22 protein-coding genes, 1 tRNA gene and 2 pseudogenes are annotated in these 23,513 nt (G+C 59.3%); 9 read left to right on the top strand and 16 right to left on the bottom strand.

Going from position 1 to position 23,513, the window contains the following annotated elements; genetic code table 11:
- Positions 1-8 precede the first annotated feature (8 nt).
- From RAZWK3B_RS19655 to RAZWK3B_RS19640, 4 genes are all read right to left on the bottom strand, one after another.
- On the bottom strand, positions 9-1,349 hold the full coding sequence (locus RAZWK3B_RS19655; protein WP_007818310.1) for an amidase: 1,341 nt from the start codon (positions 1,347-1,349) through the stop codon (positions 9-11).
- Positions 1,346-2,713, bottom strand: coding sequence for a TRAP transporter large permease (locus tag RAZWK3B_RS19650; protein WP_007818309.1), 1,368 nt, complete (start codon positions 2,711-2,713; stop codon positions 1,346-1,348). Before RAZWK3B_RS19650 ends, RAZWK3B_RS19655 begins: the two co-directional genes overlap by 4 nt.
- A 32-nt stretch (positions 2,714-2,745) precedes the next feature.
- Positions 2,746-3,336 (bottom strand): TRAP transporter small permease subunit, encoded by a 591-nt coding sequence (locus RAZWK3B_RS19645; protein WP_198133313.1) that lies wholly within the window; start codon positions 3,334-3,336, stop codon positions 2,746-2,748.
- Between the two features lie 110 nt (positions 3,337-3,446).
- Positions 3,447-4,433 carry a TRAP transporter substrate-binding protein gene (locus RAZWK3B_RS19640; RefSeq protein WP_007818307.1) on the bottom strand — a complete coding sequence of 329 codons (987 nt, stop codon included), beginning with the start codon at positions 4,431-4,433 and terminating at the stop codon, positions 3,447-3,449.
- A gap of 971 nt (positions 4,434-5,404) precedes the next feature.
- Here RAZWK3B_RS19640 and RAZWK3B_RS19635 point away from each other — a divergent pair.
- Both RAZWK3B_RS19635 and RAZWK3B_RS19630 read left to right on the top strand, forming a co-directional pair.
- On the top strand, positions 5,405-6,448 hold the full coding sequence (locus RAZWK3B_RS19635) for a tyrosine-type recombinase/integrase (protein WP_007818305.1): 1,044 nt from the start codon (positions 5,405-5,407) through the stop codon (positions 6,446-6,448).
- Positions 6,449-6,452: 4 nt separating this feature from the next.
- Positions 6,453-6,932: pseudogene (locus RAZWK3B_RS19630) on the top strand (DUF3631 domain-containing protein); the annotation flags it as partial.
- A gap of 49 nt (positions 6,933-6,981) precedes the next feature.
- On the opposite strand, the gene RAZWK3B_RS21510 reads toward RAZWK3B_RS19630, so the two are convergent.
- Positions 6,982-7,161, bottom strand: a complete 180-nt coding sequence (locus RAZWK3B_RS21510) for a hypothetical protein (RefSeq protein WP_007818301.1) — start codon at positions 7,159-7,161, stop codon at positions 6,982-6,984.
- A 138-nt stretch (positions 7,162-7,299) separates the two neighbouring features.
- Here RAZWK3B_RS21510 and RAZWK3B_RS21970 point away from each other — a divergent pair.
- A pseudogene (locus RAZWK3B_RS21970) lies at positions 7,300-7,383 on the top strand (thiol reductase thioredoxin); the annotation flags it as partial.
- A gap of 39 nt (positions 7,384-7,422) precedes the next feature.
- A complete protein-coding gene (locus RAZWK3B_RS19620) occupies positions 7,423-7,734 on the top strand; it encodes a thioredoxin family protein (protein WP_353611298.1) in 312 nt (103 codons plus the stop codon).
- Between the two features lie 482 nt (positions 7,735-8,216).
- On the opposite strand, the gene RAZWK3B_RS19615 is transcribed toward RAZWK3B_RS19620, so the two are convergent.
- Positions 8,217-9,377, bottom strand: coding sequence for an IS5-like element ISRosp6 family transposase (locus RAZWK3B_RS19615; protein WP_037295186.1), 1,161 nt, complete (start codon positions 9,375-9,377; stop codon positions 8,217-8,219).
- 144 nt (positions 9,378-9,521) lie between these two features.
- Positions 9,522-9,597: transfer RNA gene (locus RAZWK3B_RS19610), tRNA-Thr, on the bottom strand.
- 148 nt (positions 9,598-9,745) lie between these two features.
- Here RAZWK3B_RS19610 and RAZWK3B_RS19605 point away from each other — a divergent pair.
- Positions 9,746-10,621 (top strand): hypothetical protein, encoded by an 876-nt coding sequence (locus RAZWK3B_RS19605; RefSeq protein ID WP_007818298.1) that lies wholly within the window; start codon positions 9,746-9,748, stop codon positions 10,619-10,621.
- A 21-nt stretch (positions 10,622-10,642) separates the two neighbouring features.
- Here the strand turns inward: RAZWK3B_RS19605 and RAZWK3B_RS19600 are convergent, their stop codons facing one another.
- Positions 10,643-10,900, bottom strand: a complete 258-nt coding sequence (locus RAZWK3B_RS19600; protein ID WP_007818296.1) for a DUF2312 domain-containing protein — start codon at positions 10,898-10,900, stop codon at positions 10,643-10,645.
- 145 nt (positions 10,901-11,045) lie between these two features.
- Between RAZWK3B_RS19600 and RAZWK3B_RS19595 the strand changes: the two genes are divergently transcribed.
- On the top strand, positions 11,046-11,261 hold the full coding sequence (locus tag RAZWK3B_RS19595) for a hypothetical protein (RefSeq protein WP_007818294.1): 216 nt from the start codon (positions 11,046-11,048) through the stop codon (positions 11,259-11,261).
- A gap of 19 nt (positions 11,262-11,280) precedes the next feature.
- Here RAZWK3B_RS19595 and RAZWK3B_RS19590 read toward each other — a convergent pair whose 3' ends face one another.
- From RAZWK3B_RS19590 to RAZWK3B_RS19555, 8 genes are all read right to left on the bottom strand, one after another.
- A complete protein-coding gene (locus RAZWK3B_RS19590) occupies positions 11,281-13,353 on the bottom strand; it encodes an enoyl-CoA hydratase-related protein (protein ID WP_198133312.1) in 2,073 nt (690 codons plus the stop codon).
- 87 nt (positions 13,354-13,440) lie between these two features.
- On the bottom strand, positions 13,441-13,650 hold the full coding sequence (locus RAZWK3B_RS19585) for a hypothetical protein (RefSeq protein WP_007818289.1): 210 nt from the start codon (positions 13,648-13,650) through the stop codon (positions 13,441-13,443).
- Between the two features lie 83 nt (positions 13,651-13,733).
- Positions 13,734-14,057, bottom strand: a complete 324-nt coding sequence (locus RAZWK3B_RS19580; protein WP_007818287.1) for a TraR/DksA family transcriptional regulator — start codon at positions 14,055-14,057, stop codon at positions 13,734-13,736.
- 101 nt (positions 14,058-14,158) lie between these two features.
- Positions 14,159-15,187: a flagellar motor switch protein FliM gene (locus RAZWK3B_RS19575; protein WP_007818285.1), complete on the bottom strand. Its 1,029-nt coding sequence runs from the start codon at positions 15,185-15,187 to the stop codon at positions 14,159-14,161.
- Between the two features lie 92 nt (positions 15,188-15,279).
- Positions 15,280-17,976: a sensor histidine kinase gene (locus tag RAZWK3B_RS19570; protein WP_007818283.1), complete on the bottom strand. Its 2,697-nt coding sequence runs from the start codon at positions 17,974-17,976 to the stop codon at positions 15,280-15,282.
- Positions 17,977-18,189 carry a hypothetical protein gene (locus tag RAZWK3B_RS19565; RefSeq protein WP_232279574.1) on the bottom strand — a complete coding sequence of 71 codons (213 nt, stop codon included), beginning with the start codon at positions 18,187-18,189 and terminating at the stop codon, positions 17,977-17,979.
- A 56-nt stretch (positions 18,190-18,245) separates the two neighbouring features.
- Complete coding sequence (locus RAZWK3B_RS19560; RefSeq protein ID WP_037296317.1) at positions 18,246-18,614, bottom strand: response regulator transcription factor; 369 nt, start codon at positions 18,612-18,614, stop codon at positions 18,246-18,248.
- A 70-nt stretch (positions 18,615-18,684) separates the two neighbouring features.
- The gene (locus RAZWK3B_RS19555; protein WP_007818278.1) at positions 18,685-19,992 is read right to left on the bottom strand and encodes a helix-turn-helix domain-containing protein; all 1,308 of its coding nucleotides are present in this window, start codon (positions 19,990-19,992) and stop codon (positions 18,685-18,687) included.
- A 223-nt stretch (positions 19,993-20,215) separates the two neighbouring features.
- On the opposite strand from RAZWK3B_RS19555, the gene RAZWK3B_RS19550 reads away from it, so the two are divergent.
- The 3 genes from RAZWK3B_RS19550 to RAZWK3B_RS19540 all read left to right on the top strand — a co-directional run.
- Positions 20,216-21,559: an ABC transporter substrate-binding protein gene (locus RAZWK3B_RS19550; RefSeq protein ID WP_007818277.1), complete on the top strand. Its 1,344-nt coding sequence runs from the start codon at positions 20,216-20,218 to the stop codon at positions 21,557-21,559.
- Between the two features lie 110 nt (positions 21,560-21,669).
- Positions 21,670-22,701 (top strand): branched-chain amino acid ABC transporter permease, encoded by a 1,032-nt coding sequence (locus tag RAZWK3B_RS19545; RefSeq protein WP_007818275.1) that lies wholly within the window; start codon positions 21,670-21,672, stop codon positions 22,699-22,701.
- 3 nt (positions 22,702-22,704) lie between these two features.
- The coding region (locus tag RAZWK3B_RS19540; RefSeq protein ID WP_007818273.1) for a branched-chain amino acid ABC transporter permease at positions 22,705-23,513 on the top strand (809 nt) is incomplete at its 3' end.

Raw genomic sequence — 23,513 nt, 5'->3', positions numbered from 1 at the left:
GTTCCTCCCTATTCCGAAGCATCAGAAAGATGTTTCTGAAGCCAGCGCGCAGTGCGCAGTAGACGGTCATCTTTTTCAGCTGGGCCAATCAGTTGCACCCCGATGGGCAACCCGTGTTGTCCAACCAGCAACGGCAAGCTGACACACGGCAGGCCCGCCAATGTCCAGAGCGTGCAAAAGATCGGATCACCCGTGCCTTCCCCGAACAAAGGCGCTTCTCCGGCGGCGGAGGGCGCAATGATGGCATCGTAATCAAGGAAGAAATTGGCGAAAAACGCTTCGGCCGAGGCTTTCACGGCCAGCGCGTCTTCGTACTCGTCATTGGAGATCTGCCGAGCACGCGTGATGATAGGCTGGAGCGTTGGGCTTATCTGATCCCAATGCGCATCGAAAACGTCTGCTTGATGCTTCGCAATCTCGTATTCATGGATACGCGCTTGCACGGCAACGAGGTTGGACAGCGTATCAGCCGGTTCCATTCTCGTCACTTTCGGCCCGAGAATTTCAAGAACGGCTTCGAGGCCATCGCGCGCATCACCCGCCAGCCTGTCATTGAACGGTAGCTCGAACCAGGCAAACTCTGGCTCTACCAAGACATCGGCTCGAGCACCCGTCAACATGTCAGGCCGCGGACGTGCATAGCTGACAGGATCCGTTTGATCGTAGCCCCCGATCGCATCCGTCAGCAGCGCTACATCCTCCAGACTGCGACCGAAACAGCCCACCTGATCGAGCGAAACCGAGGTTTGCAGCAGTCCCGCCCGCGAGATTACCCCACGGGTCGGTTTGAAACCAAATGCACCGCAAAACGACGCCGGCCGGATAACAGATCCATTGGTCTGCGTGCCCACCGACAAGGGCACATGGCACGCGGCCACGGCGGCAGCCGATCCACTGGATGACCCACCAGGGCTGCGATCTGCATCATTTGGATTGCGCGTTTCATTTGCATGCACGAACGCCATTTCCGTGGTCACTGTCTTGCCCATGATCACGGCGCCCGCATCCCTCAACCGCTCCACCAACCGGGCGGAATGGTCGGTCTGACGGTCGGCAAAGATCGGGGTACCGCGCTGCGTCGGCATCTCTGCGGTATCGATGATGTCCTTCAACCCCACAGGGATACCGTGCAGCGGGCCTGTCGCCAGGCCCGCCTTGCGGATTCGATCACATTCCGCAGCCTGTGCGAGGGCCATATCGGCATCAAGAAACGCCCAAGCCTTGATCGTGCTGTCTGTCGCTTCGATTTGCGCAAGACAGGACTTCACAAGCTCAACGGAACTCAGGCGTCCAGAAGAGATAACGGCCAACGCATCGGTTGCAGTCAGTTTATAGCTGTCGCGGATCATGGAATATATGGGCCAAAGAGGTAGTCCGGGAACCAAAGCGCAATGCCGGGGAAGATATACATCAAGACCATCGTCAAGATCACAATTCCAAGATACGGCATGATCCCGGCAAAGATCTCCATCAGCTCGATCTTGTTTTTAAGCACCCCTTTTAGATAGTAGGCCGACATGGCCATTGGTGGGGTCAGGAACGAGGTTTGCAGGTTCAACGCGATCAGCATGGCAAAGAAGTACGGATTCACTCCGAACACTTCGAGAAGCGGCAGGAAGATCGGCACGAAGATGATCAGGATCTCGGACCATTCCAGCGGCCAGCCAAGCAGGAAGATGATGATCTGGGCAAGGACCAGGAATTGCCACGGCTCCAGATCCATTCCGCCGACCCAATGCGCGATCACATCATGTCCACCAAGATACGAGAACACCGACGCGAACGTCCACGAGCCGACGAACAGCCAGCACACCATCGCCGTGGACTTGGCCGTCAGAAACACGCTTTCCTTGAGCTTTGTCCATGTCATCGACCGATAGAGTATCGCGAGCACAATGCCACCCAAGGCCCCCATTGCGGCCGCTTCCGCCGGGGTTGCCAGACCTCCGAGGATGGACCCAAGAACCAAGGCAATCAGGACTGTCAGAGGCACGAAACTGACCAGCAGGTCCTTGTAGATCTCGCTCGGCGGCGGGGGATCGTCCATTGTTGGCTTGGGTGCCAGCGACGGATTGAGCCAGACACGGAAAATGACATAAACGATGTAGAGACCGGCCAACAGCAGGCCCGGAAACAGCGCCGCTGCATAAAGCCGCAAAGGCGAAAGGTCGGCAATCGCGGCATACACGATCAACATGATGGACGGCGGGATCAGGATGCCCAATGTGCCACCCGCGCAGATCACGCCAGATGCAAAGCTCTTGTTATAGTTTGCGTTCGCCATCGCCGGAAAGGCCAGTAGACCCATCAGCGTCACCACCGCGCCCACGATACCCGATGCTGTCGAGAAAACAGCACAGGTCAAAAGTGCCGCGATAGCAAGACTGCCCGGCAGGTTACGCGCCGCCATGTAGAGGGAGAAGAACAGCTTGTCGATGATATTGGCGCGCTCGACGATATACCCCATGAACAAGAACAGGGGGATGGCGACCAGGATCGGGTTTTCCATCACCGAATAGGTGTTCTGGTTCAGCAAATAGAAGATATTGTTATTGAAGATATCGCCGAACGTATCGACCGACCCACTTTGGTGGTAGGCGTAGTATCCAAATGCAACGCCCATAGCGAGCAGCGTGAAGGCAATAGGAAACCCTAGAAGAACCAGGATAATAAACAGCCCAAGCATGACCAGGGCGACTTCGGGATTTGTCATCTTTTTATCTCTCTAGAAGCGCTTGAGGCGGTTTATTTGTCAGACGGGCGGAAGGAGCTGATCACTTCCAGGTCGGCATCGGTCAGCAGGTCTTCGGTCTCTTTCACATCGACCAATCTCTCGGGCCAGACCCCGGTCCGCATCGCCATCACGCAACGCACCACTTCTGCCAAGCCTTGGACCGCGAGCAAACAACCCGCCAAGGGAATGAGAGATTTGAAGAAGTAAATCTGGATGCTGGCGGGGCTGTTGAAGCTCACCTCTTTGTAGCGCCAGCTGTCGGACGCGATCTCGTATCCAAACCATGCCAAGGCAAGGATGCCCGGAAAGAAGAACAGGAAATACAGAAAGAAATCCAGGGTGGCCTGCACCTTGACCGGAAACAAGCGGTACACGACGTCGGCGCGAACATGTGTGTCCTGAGCCAACGCATAAGCGCCGCACATCAAGAACAGCGCACCATACATCTGGATCATCATGTCGAAGGCCCAGACCGTGGGTGCGTTGAGCACGTAACGTACGAAAACCTCGTACGAAACCGAAAGCGTAAGTATCAGGATGCACCATCCAAAGGCGCGACCTACCCAGAGGCTTAGCCCCTCAATGGCGTGAACGAATTTCATGAGGCTCATGCTCCCTAGCGGATCGACTGTCATCTCTGTGCAAGGCGCCTTAGCACAGAAATGTCCGAGCGTCGTATGGACGCCCGGACATCTTATTCAGCGTAGTGCTATCAACCGAAGTAGTGGTTGTAAGCCAGCTTGTAGTCAGGCTGGTTCAGGTTCAGGTAGTTCATCACATCCTTGGCATAGGCCTTCTGTGACTCCATCACCTTGGCGAAGAACGGGTCTTCTTCCGCAATACGGTTCGCGACGACGTCCCACGCCTCGAGCTGGGCTGCCAGAACCGAGTCGGGTGTGCGATAGACATTCACGCCATCGGCTTCCTGCAGCTTGATCAGGTCATCCGAATAACGCTTCGTGTTACCCCAGTAGAAACCGGAGTTTTCAGCCATCGACGCGTTCCGGATAATCGCCTGGTGCTCAGCCGACAGTGCGTTGAACTTGTCCTTATTGAACGTCACCTCGAAGCATTCCTGGCTCTGGTGATAAGAGGCCAGGTGATAATGCTTGGACACGTCCTGCATGCCGAAGTCACGGTCAGACGTGGGGTTGTTGAATTCCGCGGCGTCGATCAGGCCGGATTTCATCGCCGGCTGGATTTCACCACCGGGCAGCTGAACAACGGACATACCCATTTCCAGAAGAACGTCAGCGGCAAGGCCAACCGTACGGTACTTGAGGCCATTCATCTGGCTTGCGTCGGTGATCTCCTGCTGGAACCAACCAAGAGGCTGAGCCGGCATCGGAGAGTTGAAGAACGACACGATGTTAAGCTGAAGATTGTCCATCAGCTCATCGAACAGTTCCTGGCCACCGCCTGCGTGGACCCAGCCAAGCATTTCCTGGCTCGACCAGCCAAAGCACGGACCGGTTCCGAACAGCGACGCAGACTTGGACTTGCCATACCAGTAGGCCGAAACATAGTGCGCGGCATCAAGAACACCGCGGTGAACGGCGTCTTGCATCTGGCTGGTCTTGACCACCGAGTCCACCGACAGCACTTCAATGACAAGCGAGCCGCCCGACATTTCGTTGACGCGGTTTGCGAAGGACTGAGCATTTTCAAGGAAGATGCCACCGCCCCATGCTGCCTGCATTTTGAGCGTCGTAGCGTCATTGGCCGCGATCGCAGGGGTTGCGAGTACAGCGGCACCAGCGACGGCACTGCCGCGCAGAATTTTCTACGGTTGATAGTATCTGTCATGTTTCCTCCCAATATATATATAGTTGTCGTCTCACGCCCACGAAGGGTCTGACACTGTGGTCTGTTTTTGCGCCACGAGCAAGTTGCATGGGTGGCTGAAACTCCCAAGTCAGCCGCGCATGACATCTCCTCCCGCGATCAGACCTAGTTTTAGAAGAATTGCGCAGGCAAACAAGCGTTTCATTGGAGATAAAATTCCACGATGTGAAATAAATGGAAACAGGCAAAACCGAAAATCAACGCATCCATTCCCGGTTCAAGCCAAACTCTCAGAAAAAGAAACTGCATTAACGCATATTTTACAATATCTTATATAAATTCATACATCGGCTATGCGCGCTATGCAGCGCCCCTGTGAAACTGAGAGCGCCAAAATCTGGCGACCGAGTAAGACCAATATTTTTACGAAGCCATATCATGCCTGACATCCGCATAGAGTCCCTCAAGCTGCGGAGGGATCTCAAGTTACCCGACAAGCGGGTGCAACATGCGGATGAGCCTCGACACGGGAAAGCCCTTCCTTGATCGTGGCTGCACAATCGGGACGAAATCATTTCGCGCAGTCCGTGCATGCAAAACCTCGACCATCAGCAAGGCAAACTCTTCCGAATAGACGCCGATCAACTGAGCCCGAGCAACCAGGACAAGGCGTTCTGCGTTCGCTTCACTAAATCAGGCGCGCTTTCGGAAATGTAACGAGGTGAATGGTGCCCCCACACGGCATGATAACTCTACATCTTGGAGTACCCCGAAACACCATAGACCCAACAAAATAAGGAAAATATACATACTTGCTATTTCATAGTGTTTCATTTCGCCCCAGCTGACCCCATAGTTAGAGGGGGACCAAAAGGGGGACTATAAATGGCGCGTACCATGCACCGGCTGTCGGCAGCCAACTTGAGGGGCAAACCGGCTGGCAAGTATGCAGATGGAAATGGCTTGTGGCTCTACAAACGCCACGATGACGGTGCGCAATGGGTATTGCGCTACACCATCTTTTCTCGACGCCATGAAATGGGCCTTGGACGATTCCCAGACGTATCTTTGAAAGAAGCTCGTGAGGAAGCCGAGAAATGGCGCGCGGTTGTGCGGCAGGGCAAGGACGCCATAAAGGAACGAGAACGCGAAAGGCGCGAAGCCGAACGCAATATGCACTTGCTTGCCGACGTCGCACTTGATGCCTTCGAAAGCCGGAAAGCCGAGTTGAAGGGCGACGGAAAAGCAGGCCGTTGGTATTCGCCACTGGAATTGCATGTACTTCCCAAGCTGGGCCGAATGCCTGTTTCCCAGATCGACCAGCGCGATATCCGCGATACACTCGCACCTATCTGGCACACTAAGGCCGATACAGCGCGCAAGGCTATGAACCGCCTAGGCATCTGCATGCGTCATGCGGCAGCTCTGGGTTTGGATGTTGACTTACAGGCGACGGAAAAGGCCAAGGCGCTTCTAGGGCAGCAAAGACACAAGGTGCAGAATATTCCTGCTCTGCCGTGGCAAGAGGTGCCCGAATTCTATCGGTCACTATCGGGCGGCACGATTACGGAATTGGCGCTTAAGCTGCTTATACTCACAGCCGTTCGCTCATATCCCCTGCGCCACCTGCATCTTGACCAAATCAATGGCGATATATGGACCATCCCCGCAGAGGCCATGAAAGGCCGCGCAGGCGCGACTAAGGATTTTCGGGTTCCAATGTCGCTAGAAGCGCAGAGCGTGATTGCAGCGGCCAAACCCTTCGCGCGTGAAGGTTATCTGTTTCCGGGCGTCCGCAAGGGCGTGATTTCCGACGCCACAATGGGGAAATTCATGGACCGTCGCGGGATGAAGGAACGCCCACACGGCTTTCGCTCGTCTTTCCGCGACTGGTTATGCGGCGCAAGCGCAGGCCCAGGACGAAGATGACGACCCAGCCGGCGTCATGCTGCTGCGCGACATTGCGGATCTGTTCGCAACGCGGACCGGGCACCCAGACCGCATCGCATCGTCGGAACTTGTTGCGGATCTGATCACGATGGAGGATCGGCCCTGGGCTGAGTGGCGGCACGGCAAACCGCTTACCACGACCACCATCGCGAAGCTCATAAAGCCGTTCGGCATCAAGGCGACGGTGCGGAAGCTGCATGGCACGTCGGCGAGAGTTTATCTGCGCAGCGAGGTAGAGGCCGCCGCGGCGCGGTACTGTCTGTCAAAGTGTAACCGCGTAACCCTTGAACAAAATCAAGAGGTTAGCCCTGATTCAAAGTGTAACCTTGATGATAAGGTTACACCTCAGGATCCGTCTAACCCATTGAAAACGAAGGAAGGTTACGCGGTTACACTTTCAGAAACCAGATCGGCGGATGCCGCGCCCGCGGGCGATCCGCACGATCCGGAGGCGTGGAGGTGATTGAGCGAAGGCGCCACGGTAAACCCATCACCATGGCAATCCAGCGACGTCAGGCCGCCCTCAGGTGGGTGGCCTGAGTTAATTCGGGCTGCGAAGGCCTGACGACAGCGACGATAAATGTCATCGGTTGAAAGAACCGCTTATGGCCGGGCAGCCCAAAGCTGACTTTAAAGCGGAGCGCAGCATTCGACACGATGGGCGGAAAGCCGAAGTTCGCTGCGTCGTGCATCAAGGTCTGCTTTGCCGGCATTCGCTACGAAGCTTTAATACCAAAAGCAATGAAGCGATCCGCCCCTCGGGATTTGACAGAGCGCAATGCCCGGCCTGATGTTCCGCGCTAGCTTTCTGTCATCGTGAAGAGGGAGGTTTGGTCTTGAAGCTGGCTTGTCTGGTTTGTGGTCAGGGCAACAGGGTTCCGCCGGAAAGGCTGGGCGCGGGGCCCAAATGCGGCAGCTGCGGCGCGCCCTTGTTGAGCGTGGCGCCAAGGGACGTGTCATTCGAGGTCCTGCAAAAGGCGGCGCGCATGGATGATCTGCCGCTCATTGTCGATTTCTGGGCGTCGTGGTGCGGGCCTTGCCGGATGATGGCGCCGGAATTTGCCAAGGCGGCAAGCCTGCTGAAGGAGCAAGCCCGCTGCGCCAAGCTGGACACGGAGGCCTATCCGCAAGCCGGACAGGTCCATGGCATTCGGGGCATTCCCTTGCTGATCGCGTTCCAAGGCGGGCGCGAGCTTCAACGGCAGGCCGGCGCGATGGCGGCACAAGATATCGTGGCCTGGGTCCGGCAGGGCCATGCGGCATGACAGGTCAAGGCGTCTTGTCCCGCCAATGGCGGCGGATGCGCGCACAAGGCGCGATCGCTGCGTTGCATGACGGAAGGGCGCGTGATGACGGATGACGCGTATGTTGGGTGTACGGCCACGGTTGTCCAACTGATGTTTTTGTGTACACAAGAAATGATTTAGAAAATCTTACTTCAGAGAACACCCGCATAGCAGATTGCTTTCGAAACTTTCAAAGACTCCATCTTTTTGAGGGCGACCCTATGGAAGCAAACAGACGGCTGATAGACTGGGTGGATTTAAACATGGCGCAAGGCCAATAAATCCGTAGCGCATAATCCTCACGCATACCTCTCAGCTATCAAATCCACAGAAGGGGACCCTAACAGTCTGCTGAAATAGTCGCGGAGCTGGAACGCTTTCCCTTCATCAGGTCTGGGTTCGACTGATGGTTCCCGTCAGTTGTTGCCCTCGCGGCTTGCTCCTGGGTTTCATCTTATCCATCATGCCCCCAGCAAACGTGGTAGCCGGGCAAGATTGTTGGCGGCCATGGTCAAGATGAAGCGGGATCGGACGCGTTCAACGCCGCGATACATGGTCTGTGTCATACCGCCGACAGTTTTGGCCCAGCCGAACGGCTCTTCGATCTTCTTTCGGTGCTTCTGGGACACCGCATATCCCTCGTGTCGGGTCGTGCGCCCGTCGATCGCTGAATATCGCGATTTCTGTGCGACGTGGGGCGTGACGCAGGCTTTGCGCAGGTCGGACACGAACCCGGCCGCGTCATACCCCTTGTCGGCACCTAGCGTCAGCCGCCGGGTCGATCCGGGGCAATGGCGGTGTATCATATCCAACGCTGCCTTGCGCTCGGCATGACCGTCGGCCAAGGTTAGATCACCCTGCACGACCAGCCCGTTACGGTTCTCCATCAGAGTATGCCCCATGAAGCACAGCATGGCACCCGTACCAGGGGATTTCTTGTAAAGGCGCGCATCGGGATCAGTGGTTGAGGCATGGGTGGCGTTGGATCGCTTCTCACCCTTGAAGTCGACCTCGGCATTGCGGTGGGGTTTGGTGTTGCGGGGCATTGGGTCGGTCTCAGAAGGCGTGGGCTCAAGTGTGGCATTTGGGGAGGGCGGATCGCCCGGCCCTTCATCATAAGGCGGGGCCGCATCGGCCTTCGGCTGGAAACTCTTCATTGAGGCCCAGGCTTTCACCAGCGTGCCATCGACCGAGAAGTGTTCGTCCGACAGAAGTGGCGCGATCTCGCGATGGGCAAGGATCGCCGCCATCACCTTGCGCGACATCTCCGTCGTCAGCAGCCGGTCGCGATTCTTCGTGAATACGGTTGGCACCCACACGGGGTCATCAATGCCCAGCCCCACAAACCAGCGAAACATCAGGTTGTAATCCATCTGCTCCATCAGTTGCCGCTCGGACCGGACCGAAAACAGGATTTGCAGCAGGCTCGCCCGGATCAACCGTTCCGGCGGTATCGAGGGTCGGCCAAAATCTGTGTAAAGCGCCTCAAACTCCGCATCGAGGCTGGCGAGTGCGTCATTGACCACCTGCCTGATCTTGCGCAGCGGATGCTGCGGCGGGATGCGCTCCTCAAGATCAACATAGCTGAACAGTGACCCGCTCGTCTCGTCCGTCCCGCGCATCTTCACCCCCGCCATTATCGTGCAAAGGGTGAATCATGTTCTCAAATCGTTGTCGAGGCAGGACTATTTCAGCAGCCTGCTAAGGGGGACTGAGCGGCAGTAAATTCAATTTTAACTGTTTTTGCAGTTACTTACAGAGGTAAGTGGTGCCCCCACACGGACTCGAACCGCGGACCTACTGATTACAAATCAGTTGCTCTACCAGCTGAGCTATAGGGGCGCCGGGAGACGAGATACGCATATAGCGGAAATACTGCAAGTCGAAATGCAGGCTTTCGTCATATGTTCGCTGCAAAAGCCGTAAGCGGTTTAACTGCGTGGCAAATGTCGTATAGTGCGGCGGTCAGTTGGCCATATCCGGAACCAGTATGAAGGTTGTTCTCCACGCGGGCGCCCATGTCACCGACGAAGATCTTCTCGTTCGGTGCCTCACAGACAACGCGGACCTGCTTGCGGGGCATGGGACTCTGGCGCCTCATCCCGTCACCTATCGCAAACTCCTCCGGGATATCCTGCAGGACATGCAACAGGGACGCGGACCGGCGGAGGCGCGCAAAAGCTTGTTGGACGCCATTGGCCTCAATGCCACGACCGAGCGCCTGATCTTGTCGAATCCCGGCCTGTTCGGCACGCCCAAGATGGCCGCATCCGCAGGCATCCTCTATTCGGCGGCCGAAGAACGCCTTGCCGCTCTGGACACGATCCTTGCAGGGGCCGAGCTCGAGCTCTTCATCGCCATTCGCAACCCCGCGACCTTCCTGCCCGCGATCTTCCGCCAAAGCCCGGTCGCCAGTTTTTCCGAACTGATGCGGGGCAAGAAACCCGAAACCGTTCGCTGGTCGGAGATGATCATTCGGGTGCGCACGGCATTTCCAGACATGCCGATTACCCTGTGGTGCAACGAGGACACGCCGCTCATCTGGGCCGAAGTCGTTCGCGAACTGGCCGGGCTTGATCCGACGGCCAGCTTCGAGGGCGAATTCCTGTTGCTGTCGCGCATCATGAGCGAGGTGGGAATGAAGCGATTCCATACGTATCTGGAATCGCATCCTGGCATGACCGAAGTGCAAAAACGCCGGGTGATCGCCGCGTTTCTCGACAAATTCGCCGAAGAAGAGGCTATCGAGGAAGAGTTGGACCTGCCCGGCTGGACCGATGATCTGGTCGACCGGCTGAGCGATCTGTATGACGAGGATGTTTACAATATTCAGCGCATTCCCGGTGTGCAGGTGATCACCCCCTGACCGGCGAACACGGGGAGGCCCCTACATCCCAAGGGCTTCCTTGTACATCTCCAGCACGGCTTCTTCCTCGGCAATATCGTCCCTGTCGCGCTTGCGCAGCGCGATGACCTTGCGCATCACCTTGGTGTCGTAACCGCGCGCCTTGGCCTCGGCCATGACCTCTTTTTGCTGATCCGCGATATCTTTCTTTTCGGCGTCCAGACGCTCGAAGCGCTCGATGAACTGGCGCAGCTCATCCGCGGTGACACGATAGCTCGATTGTGGGTTGCTCTCGTCCATGGGATCCTCCGGTCGGGTTGATCGTCCTCCTAACCTTGCCCGCGCACCGCCGCAAGATACAACTCGCGTCACGCTGCATGGTTGCAGTCACGCCGGGCTTCGGATAGGCGATCACACACTCACCGCCAAGGCGAAAGGGCGCGCAATGGAGTTGTTGATCTGGTTTGGGGCGTTCATGTCCTGCGTCGGGCTTGCCGCGCTGGTCTGGTGCATCGTGACGGTCTGGAAGGCTCGCCGCGCAGGATTGCCGGACGAGGCCTTGCGCGAGCGGGTCCGCAAGGTGGTGCCGGTCAATGCCGGCGCTTTGATGCTGTCGATCATGGGGCTCATGCTGATCGTGCTGGGGATCTTTCTGGGCTGATGACCCGAGACAGCGCGCCTCAGACGATGGGGCGCCGAAAAAACCCCTGCCCGTTCTTGACCATGCTTTCCACCATTGGGGCTGGCTTCCAGATATCCGGAGCAAGCGGACTTGCCAGCTTCATGACCTTGAGCAATCCGAACAGGCCCGCAAGATCGGCCTGAATGAGCGGCCCACCCCGATCCGGATCGAACCGCGCGCCCTTGACCATCACCACATCAATATCCGACGCACGCAGCACGGTCTTGCTTGTCACAATGCGTGCCGCCTCGTTCACCAGCGCCGCCTGAAGCGCCGCCGCAAGGTCCAGACGCTCGACCACACCATCCGGATCGGATTTGCGGCTTTCGATCCAGGCCAGCACTGCGCGATCCGCTTCCTTGTCACGGCCTGTCGGATAGAGATAGACGCCCTTGCCCGCGGCTTTCCCGGTGGCACCGGCAGCAATCCGGTTGGCCAGAAGGCCAGTCGCCGACCGGTTCACGGCATCGTCGCCTGTGTCAGCGGCCAGCCTCTCCTGCACTTCACGCAAACCTTCGACATCGGCGTTTTCAAAGGGTCCCGTGGCAAAACCGAGACTGCGCGCAGCCGCATCGATCTCATAAGGCGAAACGCCCGCGTCCACCAAGGCAAGAGCAGCGTTTAGCAGCGCCATCTGCATCCTGTCGCCCACACTTTGTCCCGTCGCAGCCTCTCGAATGACCGTCCAGCGGAGCAACGCAAAAAACCCCGCAAGCCCGGCCACCGCCTCGGCATGACAGCCGTCCGGCACCAGCACTTCCGCCAGCCGCTGCCGATAGGCCGGCCTGTAAAGCCGCACGCCCAGCACCCTTTCGTGATCCAGGATGTCCACGGTGCGCCGCGCGATCCGTTCGGCCCCTCCGATCACAGCCCAGATAGCCTTGGACGCAGGACGGGGACATTGATCTGACAAGGTGATCTCGTCCGTGTCGAAGATCAGATCGGCATTCGACAGCGCCTCGTAGCCGACAGCGATGGACAAACGGCCCAAACGGGCGTCGCGGTCCTCGGGGCGGATGTTGCCGCGTCGCACCGCCCTGTCATAAAGACGCGTGGCTCGCTGCGATAGCTGCTCTGCTTGCTCGGGCGTCGCCGATATCAGGGTAACATGCTGACCGAAGTCAAGACAGCTGACCGCAAGCTCGGCCAGCACCGGATCGTTCCCCAGCATGACGACATGGCTGAGCGGCTTGACCGTTCCGGCCTGCGCAAGTTCCGGCATGATGGCGGTCCGGCGCGTCGCGGCAAAAAGATGCCGACGGCAAATCGCTTCAGGGTTGGACAGGCGATCCTCAAACAGCGCCAACTCCAGATCGAGCCCACGTTCAAAAGGCAAAAGCTGCGCCGCCTCTATGCATTTCAGAAGGTCGGCTTCTACCCCATCGGCCACTTTCAGACGCTCTGCAACCATCGCCACGGATTTCTGATAAGCCGCAGGATCGGCGAAGCCGCGGTCCTGCTCGCTACTGCGCGGCCAGCGGCCCTTATCGGCGAATTCACGCGCCAGATCCAGAGCCACCGGCAAGGGCGTGCTCTCGACCAGTCTGTCCCATAATCCTGCAACCGCAGGATCGTCCGCCGACACCACGCGTCCCGACAGCATGAAATCCAACGTAGCCTGCGCTCCGATCAGGCGCGGCAGGCGCTGCGTCGCGCCGCCCGCCGGCACCAGACCAAGTGTGATATCCGGAACCGCAAGACGGGTATCCTTGGCAATCACCCGGCCATGCGCCGCCAGCGCCAGCTCAAGCCCCGCACCAAGCGCCGCTCCATGCAAGGCCGCGACAACAGGTTTCTGCGCAGTTTCGATCAGCGTGCAGATATCCCTCAGATGCGGGCTGGATGACGGCCTGTCATATTCGTTGATGTCGATACCCGAGGAAAATACCTTGCCTCTGCCGTGCAGGACGATGGCGCGGACAGCCTCATCCGAAATCGCCGCTCGCAAGGCCAAATCCAACTCGGCGCGCAAACCCGGCGCAAGCGCATTCGCCACAGGCCGATCCAGTGCGATCAACGCCACCCCATCCTGTAATTCCGTATGGATTTCCGGCGTCAAATCACGTTCCACCCGCTCAAATTCCAGATGCCCACCGCGCAATTAACACGTGAAAGGGGATTGCAATCAACCCTTGCGTGAAGAGCTGTTGTCGCGGCGTCAGACAGGCATGTTGTCGAATTGAGACTCGATCATCTCGTTGACCAATTCCTCATGCAGATCCCGAATTTCGGCGGGAACGGGAATGTCCTGCTCTTGCATCGACGCGATGAGCTTCCCAAGCGGCGCCTCGTAGCCCAAACGCTTGTCAGGATCGGATTCGAGAATTTCGCGCTTCAATTTCAAACTTTGGTCAATGAGGTCGGACATGAGCTATTTCTCCATTCGCAATGACCGTATGCCACCTACCATTACGGCCTGTTCTAAAAAGGATATAACAAATAAATATTGTATCAGATCGCTGCGGCGCAATCCTTGCAAAACGGTGTTTCCGGCAAAACATTCAGCCTTTCGGCCGAAATTCGCTCGCCACAGCGTACACATTCACCATAACTGCCGTCGCGCATGCGCTGCAGCGCCGCTCTGATCCGGGCGATTTCGTCCTGACCGCTCTGGCCCAGATGCTCGAGCACCTGATCGCCTTCGGTTTCGATCGCAGCATCGTCCCAGTCCTTGGAATGCGGCTCGTCCAGTTCGGCTTCGATCTTGTGCAGGCGGCTGTCAAGTTCTCCAAGCCGTTTCAGCAAGGCTGTACGATATGTGTCGATAGATTGCATATTGGTCCTCCGTCACCGTTGGACACTCTTGCACGCAAAGACGGAACGCTCTTTGACACACATCAACATACCCGCCACCAGCATTCTTCGTCAGCCAGGCCTCAGCTCACATCCTCTTCCTTTTCATGGTCTCCGGACGCATCGGGCGCGGCTTGCCCTGGATCGACCGGCGCAAGATAGCGCGTCGTCTGCGCCCGCTCGGCAACAGGCGCCTGCGTCACGTCCTGCGCCACCATATCAGCCTTTGCAGCCGCACCTTGCCCGGGCTCCGCCCCGCCCAGAAGGCGCACCGCGCGCCATCCGTTCAACTGGCCCAGCCTGACGGGCGCAACCAGATGCTGGCCCGCCCCCAGAAGTTCGGCCTTGTTGAGCGCCTCGCGCGGAACTGGCAGCTGCATACCCGGGGTCAGGGCGCAAAGCTTGTTCAGCGGCATCGAAAGGCGCGCCAGAACGGCATCCAACATAACTGGCGCGTTCAGGGCACTGGCCTCCAGCGTGGGACCGGCAAAAGCCCTGTCGCGCGCGGATGTCACCGGATCGCGACGCGGCGCGCGCGGCAACAACAAAGACAGACTGCCCGTCTTGGCCCCATCCGCCAAATCGGCGGTGATCCGGAAGAGATCGTATTCCGGCATTTCCAACGCCAGCGCCAGCGTGCGGGCATCCTCCACCATATCGCCGAAACGCCAGTCCGAGCGCGCCACCTTCTCTGCGCCGCTGGTCAGATACTCGTCATAGCCTTTCAGGATCGCGTCCATCAGTGGCGCCACCATGGCGGCATCGGTGGGCGTCACGGACCGCTCAGGCGCATCGCCCCGCTGCACGGCGCCCATTGTCTGCACCTCGATCACCGCCGCAAGAAACTGCGCATCCAGACGCGCCCCTCCAAGCCGCCCGGCCGTCCCATCGATCAGCAACAAAAGGCCCCCGCCGTCCATCTCGGCCTTCACGGCCGATTGCGCCAAGACGGTCTGTTCGACCGTGGCGACGACAAGCGCCAGATCGAGAAGGGCATCCGCCATCTTTTCCAGCGACAGCCGCAGCGCCTTGCAAGGCGACATGGCACGTGCGTCGAAATCCTCGCGGGCGACCTTCGCCTTGCGTTGTAAAAGTGAAATGCCGTCCTGCATCGTTTTCCGTGCGCCCCTGACCGTTCTTCTTGCGACACGCCGCCAGCCGCGCGTTCAAACAGACATTACCGCCTGACCGGTTACCAGAAGGTTCATGCCGATGCGGCATGCGGCACGGAAACCGTCTCTGACGGCAGGATCACGCGAAACGCCGCGCCGGACTGCCCCGGCAGATAGATGATCTCGCCCCTCAGACGCGCCATGATCTCACGGCAGATGGCCAGTCCAAGCCCTGCCCCGCCCGCCTTGGTATGACCGATCCGCGAGAACTTTTCGAAGATCACCGATTGCTGGTCGGTCGGAATGCCCGATCCGTTGTCGGTAAAGTCGATCACAAGTCCCGCCGTCTCGAGCTTGGCCGTTATCGTCAGGACAGGCTTTCCGGCGTCGCAATATTTGCGGGCATTCGAGATCAGATTGATGAACACCTGCGCCAGACGATCCAGATCGGTGGTCAACCACAGCTCTTCTTCAGACCCGTGACGCTCGATCTTGAACGCGTCGGTTTCACCTCCCGCGGCACCGACGGCACGGTCCAGAAGATCGCGCAATCTGCCGCTATGAATATTGAGAACGACCTGACCGTGCTCCAGAACGCTGAGGTCCAGAAGATCATCCAGCAAGCGTGTTAGGCGGATCGCTTCATCATGAATGATCGTCGCGTATTTTCCCTTTTCTTCGGATGACAACCCTTCGGTATCTCGCAGGATTTCCGAAAACGCCCTGATCGATGTCATCGGCGTGCGCAGCTCGTGGCTGATTTGACTGAGAAAGGCGTCCTTTTGAACCGAAAGCTGCGTCAGCTTCTGATAAGCTTCGCGCAACTGGCGCGCGGTGCGTTCCTGCTCCTGGGTCTTGGCCTCCAGCTGGCTGGAATACTCCATGATCTGCGCGGTTTCATCGGCCACCGCCATCAGGTCCTCGACCGAAACGGTCGCCCCGCCGACAATCTGCGAAATCATCGCATGTGCGGTCGCCGCCCCCACCGACCCCGACAGCTCGCGCTCGAGCTCCTGCAGGAATTCAGGCGTCGGTTCGGGCAGGTACCCCGCAAGACCCTGTCGCTTCGCCGCCGAGGAAAACAGCGCCTGTGCCTGCGCCGCGCCCATGATCCGCTGCGACATGATGAGCAGGTCCTCACTCTGCGCAAGCCCCCCCGACCAGCCCGGCGCCGTGCCCGAATGCTGGAACACGTTGACGAATTGCGCGCCCTGCAGCCGCTCGACCGGTCTTGGGAACGTCATCACCGAGACCATGACGAACACCGCCGTGTTCAGCATCATGCTCCACATCACCGCATGCACCAGCGGGTCCATGCCGACAGCCCCGAAAAGCGCTTGGGGCCGGAGCCAGCCAAGCCCGAAAGGCCCATGATCGAAAACCGATTGCGGCAGGATCATGGAGGGGCCGAAACTTGGAAGGAACAGGCAATAAAGCCAGATCGTCGCCCCGACCCCCAGCCCGGCAAGCGCCCCGGTGCGGTTCGCCCCGCGCCAGAAAAGCCCCCCGAGCAGGGCAGGCAGGAACTGCGCCACACCGGCGAAAGACACCAGCCCGATCGCCGCCAGCGCCGTACCGCCCCCCGAGATCTGGAAATAGAGATAGCCCAGCAACACGATCCCGCCGATCGACAGGCGCCGCGCCAAAAGCGCCACATGCCGCACATCCCCCGATATCATCGCCGTGCCGCCCGTGCTCCACAGCCAGACCGGCATCACCACATGGTTCGACACCATCGTGGACACCGCGATGGCCGCGACGATCACCATCGAGGTCGCCGAGGAAAACCCTCCAATGAACGACAGGATCGCCAGCCAGTCGCGCCCCTCCTGCAAGGGCAAGGTCAGCACGAACATATCCGGGTTCGACCCCGGCGGCAGGATATCCAGCCCCACCACCGCAATCGGCACCACGAATAGGCTCATCAGCATCAGATAGCCGGGAAAGGCCCAGGCAGCGGTGCGCAGATGATCCTCGTCCTCGTTTTCCACGACCATCACCTGAAACATCCGCGGCAGGCACAGGAACGCCGCCGCCGACAACATGGTCAGGCCGATCCAGCGCCCTCCGGACTGGTCCCATGTGGCGATGGGTGAAGCGTCGATCCGGTCCAGCGTCGGGCCGATCCCTCCGGCAAGTCCCCAGACCACGAAGATCCCGACCGCCAAAAGGGCCGCCAGCTTGACCACCGCCTCAACGGCGATGGCCATGACCACGCCATGATGTCGCTCGTTGGCATCAAGATTGCGCGTCCCAAACAGGATCGTGAACAGCGCAAGCCCAAGCGCCACCCAGAAGGCCGTGGATTGCAGGGTCGGCAATTCCGCAGCAGACGCATCATGCGCGGCGAACGTGGAAAACGACAGAGTGACCGATTGCAATTGCAACGCAATATAGGGCGTGGTGCCGATCACAGCCAACAGGGTGACCATGACCGCCAGAAGGTTAGACTTGCCATAGCGCGACGAAATCAGGTCCGCGATCGAGGTGATCCGTTGGCTCCGGCCCACGCGCACCATCTTGCGCAATGTCCACCACCAACCGATCATCACCAGCGTGGGGCCAAGATAAATCGTCAGAAACTCAAGCCCCGACCGTGCCGCCGACCCGACAGCCCCGTAAAACGTCCAGGCCGTGCAATAGATCGACAAAGACAGCGTGTAGACCACCGGCGAGCGCAGCCATGTCCCCCGACCGCGCCGCGCCGCACGATCCGCCCCGAAGGCCACCGCGAACAGAAACGCCACGTAGAGCAGGCACACAAGGACAAGAACGTTAAGCGTCGCCATTCAGTGGTCCCCGTGGCCGCCCCCGTTGTCGGTGTCCGATCGCAGATGCCGGGATATCAGAACCGAAGTCAGAGCCAGCAACAACCAGACCGGAAACAGATAGAACATCACCATGGATGTGCGCACAGGCTCCCCCGGCTCACCTTCCCATAAAAGCGGCAGCAAGAACAGCGCCCCCCCGAGGATCGGCAGCATCCGTGCCGCATCGGCCATCCTGCGGCGCCTATAGGTGCGTCGCTCCAGAAACACGGGCCCCGGCGTCTCGCGCATCACGATCCGACCATGCTGCGCACGGCCTCCAGCACATCGGCATTCGCGAACGGCTTGGTCATGTAGCGGCTGACCCCGGATTTCTCAGCCAGCTCGCGATCCTTGAGCTGACCGCGCGCTGTCAGCATCAAAACCGGCGTGGCGCCGAGAACTGCATCGGCCCGAATTTCCTGCAGGATGTCGAACCCGCTCTTGCCGGGCAACATCACATCCAGAATGACCAGATCGGGCTTGCGCGCACGCACCGCATCCATGGCGTCATGCCCGTTGGAATGCGTTTTCACCTCCCAACCATCGCGTGATAGGATGAAGCTGATGGCCTCAATGATATTGGGTTCGTCTTCGATCAGAAGCACTTTTCTGTCCATGCAACCGGCCTCCCCACCGATCATCACGGCCAAGACCGCCCCGCACTTATCCTAAATGTCTGGCCTTCTGTCAAAAACCGTCTGCAACGATCGACGGCTCGCGGCGGGCAGGACACTCGCGCAAGGGGCAAATCCGGCAGCTGGCGCCCACATCCCGCACGGGATCCTCCGCGCGCGCCTTCGGCTCGGGCAGGATGAGCATATGCGCCCGCAGCAAGGCCGGCTGGTCGAACGTGGCCGGTGCCGTCTGCTCGGTCGCCGCAAGCGCCAGAACCGTTTCCTGACCCCGCCCCGCCTGCCGCAGCAAGGCCCGCACCGGCGCATGCGGTTGGCCCAGAACCTGAAACAAGGGCCAGAGCGCACAGGCCGCCGCATCGCGAGGCATGACGAACCCCGGAAAGGGCCGACGGAAGATAAGCGCGCCGGACATGTCGCAGACCACCAGCCCGATCAGACCCACTTCGCTGTCCGGCAAGGCCGCCAGACGCCGGAAGATCAGGGGCAAGCCGCAGCAGAACACCCGCGCCAGCCGTTCCGGCGACGGATCGCGGCGGACCTCCGACAAGAAAGGCCCGATCGGCAGAACCCGCGCATCCGCGCGGTACTGCTCAAGCGTGTCGCGGGCCAGCCGGCGCGCCGCTTCCGTGTCAAGCTCGGTGGCCGCATCGATGATCGCGGTGATTTCGAACGCGCCCGTCTTTTCCTCTTCGAGCGTCGGGAAGTGAAATCCGCTTCGGGCAAGAAAGGCCTGCAATTCGTCCTGCGGAGACTTGATGTCGGCCTCCGAACTGGCAGCCCCCTCGAGATAGCGCACCAGCGCCTCCGCCCCTTCGGCAAGACGGCGGCTGTCCTCATCGATATTGCGGTGGAACCGGGCCTGCCATTCCGGCTCCAGCGCCTCGGTCTCCACGAGGATCGAGGACGTCGACCGGATCGCGGTGACCGATGAAATCACCTCGTGCAGCGACGCGGCGAGATGCGGGTCATGCGCCAGCCGGTCGGTCAGCGTCTCGACCGTGCGCTCCAGCCCCCCGATCCGCGCATGAAGCCTAGCCAAAAGATTGGCCCAGCCGGAAAACCTGCCCGCGAATTCCTGCACGCGCTCGGTTTCCACCCTTATCCCGGTCTGCGAGCCCGCCGCCTCCCTCAAGGCGGCGATCAGCGTGACTTCGGCCCCCTCCGAAAGGGCCGACGGCTCGACCTCCAGAACCTCGGCCAATTTGATAAGGGTCTTGCCGGCGATTCTCCGCCGATTGTGTTCGATCAGATTGAGATAAGAGGGCGATATCCCGACCATCTTCGCCAACTCGGACTGGCGGATACCGTTCATCACTCGCCTTTCACGGATACGGGTGCCGATCATCGAACTTTCGGGCATCGGAATTTTTCCTGCAATTCGCGGATGTTCGACCGCTTATGGCAAAAACTTTACACGTCAGCACGACATCCTGTCTAGTTTTTACAAAAAAATCGTTCTTCTAAAAGCAGTTGTTGCGTAATTTTCTTACCTCTTGCGATAATGCATTTGCACATTAGTGCCAAATTTGGGGCGCGCGCAGAGGAGGCGCGTTTTCCGAGTTAAACTTAATGGGAGGATATCAATGTCCAAAACCAACCTCACTCGTCGTGGCCTGCTGAAGACCAGTGCCGTTGCCGGCGCCGGCGTGGCGCTGCCGACCATTTTCACCTCTTCCGCCAATGCCTTCACGAACGAACCCACAGGCTCTACCGTGACGCTTGGCTTCAACGTCCCGCAGAGCGGACCCTATGCTGACGAGGGCGCGGACGAACTGCGCGCCTACGAGCTGGCGGTCGAGCACCTGAACGGTGGCGGCGACGGCGGCATGATGAACACCTTCAGCTCCAAGGCGCTGCAAGGGAACGGTATTCTCGGCAAGAAGGTCGAATACGTCACCGGCGACACCCAGACCAAGTCTGACGCCGCCCGCGCGTCGGCCAAGTCGATGATCGAAAAAGACGGCGCCATCATGATCACCGGCGGCTCGTCCTCGGGCGTGGCCGTGGCCGTGCAGGCGCTCTGCCAGGAAGCCGGCGTGATCTTCATGGCGGGTCTCACGCATTCGAACGACACCACCGGCAAGGACCGCCGTGCAAACGGGTTCCGCCACTTCTTCAACTCCTACATGTCGGGCGCAGCCCTCGCGCCGGTGCTGGCGAATGCCTACGGTACGGACCGCAAGGCCTATCACCTGACCGCCGACTACAACTGGGGCTACACCACCGAAGAAGCCATCCGGACCTCGACCGAGGCCATGGGCTGGGAAACCGTCGGCACCGTGCTGACCCCGCTGACGCAGACCGACTTCTCGTCCTACATCGCGCCTGTTCTGCAGTCCGATGCAGACGTGCTCGTGCTGAACCACTACGGCGGCAACATGGTCAACTCGCTGACCAACGCCGTTCAGTTCGGCCTGCGCGACCGCATCGCCAACGGCAAGAACTTCGAGATCATCGTTCCGCTCTACTCGCGCCTGATGGCCAAGGGTGCCGGTGCCAACGTTAAGGGCATCTTCGGCTCGACCAACTGGCACTGGTCGCTGACCGACGAAGGCTCCAAGGCGTTCGTCAAGTCGTTCGGTGAGAAGTACGGCTTCCCGCCCAGCCAGGCTGCGCATACCTGCTACGTTCAGGCGATCCTTTACGCGGATGCCGTGCAGCGTGCCGGCAGCTTCCAGCCTTGTGCAGTCGTCGAGGCCCTCGAAGGCTTCGAATTCGACGGCATGGGCAACGGCCCGACCCTCTACCGTGCCGAAGACCACCAGTGCTTCAAGGACGTGCTTGTGGTGAAAGGTAAGGAAAACCCGACCAGCGAATTCGACCTTCTGGAAGTCGTCGAAGTCACCCCGGTCGAGCAGGTCACCTATCCCCACGACCACCCGCAGTTCGCGGGCGGCTCGCTTGGGTCCTGCAACAACGGCGCTTAAGCCAGTCACTGCCGGCCGCGCGCACTTGCTGCGCGGCCGGATTTGATAAGCGTGCCCTGCCCCTAGCGGCGGGCACGCCCCAATCCCTCTGAATCGCGAAGGATGGAATGATGGACGCAATCATCCTCCAAGTCCTGAATGGGCTCGACAAGGGCTCGGCCTATGCGCTTATCGCGCTCGGGTTGACACTTATCTTCGGCACCCTCGGTGTGGTGAACTTCGCGCATGGCGCGCTGTTCATGATCGGCGCCTTCTGCGCCGTCACTTTGTCACGCATCCTGACCCTCAGTCACGAGGTCATCGATGAAACCCGCACCGACTTTCTCGGCAATCCGCTCAAGGTGGATGTCCCCTATGTCTATGATATCTTCGGGCAGGCCACGGGTGACGCGATCATCGACTGGGCGGTGCCGCTGTCGATCCTCTTCGCGATTCCGGTGATGATCCTGATCGGCGTGGTCATGGAGCGCGGCCTGATCAAGCACTTTTACAAGCGCCCCCATGCAGACCAGATCCTCGTGACGTTCGGTCTGGCGATCGTGCTTCAGGAAATCGTCAAATACTATTATGGCGCCAACCCGATCCCGACGCCCGCACCGGCGGCCTTTACCGGCAGCTTCGATTTCGGCGCGCTGATCGGCATGGAAGCCAGTAACATCATCTACCCCTACTGGCGCCTCGTCTATTTCGGGTTCGCCGCGATCGTGATCGGGGCCGTCTTCGCGTTTCTGCAATTCACCACCTTCGGGATGGTGGTGCGCGCGGGCATGGCCGACCGTGAGACGGTGGGCCTTCTGGGCATCAACATCGACCGCCGCTTCACCATCATGTTCGGCATCGCCGCCGCCGTGGCCGGGCTTGCAGGGGTGATGTACACACCCATCAACTCGCCGAACTACCACATGGGCATGGACTTCCTTGTTCTCAGCTTCGTGGTGGTGGTCGTGGGCGGCATGGGCTCTCTGCCCGGCGCCGTTCTTGCGGGCTTCCTGCTGGGTATCCTCGAAAGCTTCGCCTCAATGCGCGAAGTGATCAACATCCTTCCCGGCATCAACCAGATCATCATCTACCTGGTTGCCATTATCATTCTGCTGACACGTCCGCGGGGCCTGATGGGCCGCAAGGGCGTGATGGAGGACTAAGCCATGTTAGGCCTGGACAAGAAAGACACCTCGCTGCTCATCCTCGTCGCGATCCTGACGATGCTGGCACCCTTCATATTGAACCCCTTTCCCGCAAGCTCCGGCATGGCGCAGTTCAACGCGGGCTACCCCGACCTGATGCAGCGTTTCGTGATCTTCGGGATCTTCGCCATCGGCTTCAACATCCTGTTCGGCCTGACCGGCTATCTCAGCTTCGGTCACGCGGCTTTCATCGGTGTTGGCTCCTACGCGGCAATGTGGATGTTCAAGCTGGTTGGCATGAACGTGCTGCCGGCGCTGGCCCTTTCGATCGTGATGTCCGGCCTGTTTGCGGTGGTCATCGGATATGTAAGCCTCAGGCGCTCCGGTATCTACTTCTCGATCCTGACGCTGGCCTTCGCGATGATGTCCTATGCGCTCGCCTATTCGGTGCTGGCAACGGACATGGACGGCCCCGACAAGCAGGGCCTGCTGCAAAAAGGTCTGACCGGTGGCGAAACAGGCCTGCAACTTACGCTGCAGGATCCCCGGATCCTTGGTCAGCAAAGCACGGTCGATGGCAACCTCCCGGTGCCCAGCCTCTTCGGTCTCGAAATGCGCAGCTCCACGGATCTTGTCATGGGGGACTGGGTCTTCACCTTCTCGACCGGCTATTACTTCTGTGCCGTCGTGATGCTGCTCGCCTTTTATCTGTCGATCCGGATTTTCCGGTCACCCTTCGGCATGATGTTGCGGGCGATCAAATCCAACCAGCAGCGGATCAACTATACTGGCCTGAACGCCAAGCCCTACATGCTCGCGGCTTTCGTTAT

The sequence above is a fragment of the Roseobacter sp. AzwK-3b genome (genome assembly GCF_000170875.1).
Lineage (GTDB): Bacteria > Pseudomonadota > Alphaproteobacteria > Rhodobacterales > Rhodobacteraceae > Roseovarius > Roseovarius litoreus.
This window is presented reverse-complemented; position numbering and strand designations above follow the sequence as displayed.

Bases quoted from the DNA above. Each gene is read 5' to 3' on its own strand.
- RAZWK3B_RS19655 (WP_007818310.1), bottom strand. From the start codon at position 1,349: ATGATCCGCGACAGCTATAAACTGACTGCAACCGATGCGTTGGCCGTT.
- RAZWK3B_RS19650 (WP_007818309.1), bottom strand. From the start codon at position 2,713: ATGACAAATCCCGAAGTCGCCCTGGTCATGCTTGGGCTGTTTATTATC.
- RAZWK3B_RS19645 (WP_198133313.1), bottom strand. From the start codon at position 3,336: ATGAAATTCGTTCACGCCATTGAGGGGCTAAGCCTCTGGGTAGGTCGC.
- RAZWK3B_RS19640 (WP_007818307.1), bottom strand. From the start codon at position 4,433: ATGCAGGCAGCATGGGGCGGTGGCATCTTCCTTGAAAATGCTCAGTCC.
- RAZWK3B_RS19635 (WP_007818305.1), top strand. From the start codon at position 5,405: ATGGCGCGTACCATGCACCGGCTGTCGGCAGCCAACTTGAGGGGCAAA.
- RAZWK3B_RS21510 (WP_007818301.1), bottom strand. From the start codon at position 7,161: ATGCACGACGCAGCGAACTTCGGCTTTCCGCCCATCGTGTCGAATGCT.
- RAZWK3B_RS19615 (WP_037295186.1), bottom strand. From the start codon at position 9,377: ATGCGCGGGACGGACGAGACGAGCGGGTCACTGTTCAGCTATGTTGAT.
- RAZWK3B_RS19605 (WP_007818298.1), top strand. From the start codon at position 9,746: ATGAAGGTTGTTCTCCACGCGGGCGCCCATGTCACCGACGAAGATCTT.
- RAZWK3B_RS19600 (WP_007818296.1), bottom strand. From the start codon at position 10,900: ATGGACGAGAGCAACCCACAATCGAGCTATCGTGTCACCGCGGATGAG.
- RAZWK3B_RS19595 (WP_007818294.1), top strand. From the start codon at position 11,046: ATGGAGTTGTTGATCTGGTTTGGGGCGTTCATGTCCTGCGTCGGGCTT.
- RAZWK3B_RS19585 (WP_007818289.1), bottom strand. From the start codon at position 13,650: ATGTCCGACCTCATTGACCAAAGTTTGAAATTGAAGCGCGAAATTCTC.
- RAZWK3B_RS19580 (WP_007818287.1), bottom strand. From the start codon at position 14,057: ATGCAATCTATCGACACATATCGTACAGCCTTGCTGAAACGGCTTGGA.
- RAZWK3B_RS19575 (WP_007818285.1), bottom strand. From the start codon at position 15,187: ATGCAGGACGGCATTTCACTTTTACAACGCAAGGCGAAGGTCGCCCGC.
- RAZWK3B_RS19570 (WP_007818283.1), bottom strand. From the start codon at position 17,976: ATGGCGACGCTTAACGTTCTTGTCCTTGTGTGCCTGCTCTACGTGGCG.
- RAZWK3B_RS19565 (WP_232279574.1), bottom strand. From the start codon at position 18,189: ATGGCCGATGCGGCACGGATGCTGCCGATCCTCGGGGGGGCGCTGTTC.
- RAZWK3B_RS19560 (WP_037296317.1), bottom strand. From the start codon at position 18,614: ATGGACAGAAAAGTGCTTCTGATCGAAGACGAACCCAATATCATTGAG.
- RAZWK3B_RS19555 (WP_007818278.1), bottom strand. From the start codon at position 19,992: ATGCCCGAAAGTTCGATGATCGGCACCCGTATCCGTGAAAGGCGAGTG.
- RAZWK3B_RS19550 (WP_007818277.1), top strand. From the start codon at position 20,216: ATGTCCAAAACCAACCTCACTCGTCGTGGCCTGCTGAAGACCAGTGCC.
- RAZWK3B_RS19545 (WP_007818275.1), top strand. From the start codon at position 21,670: ATGGACGCAATCATCCTCCAAGTCCTGAATGGGCTCGACAAGGGCTCG.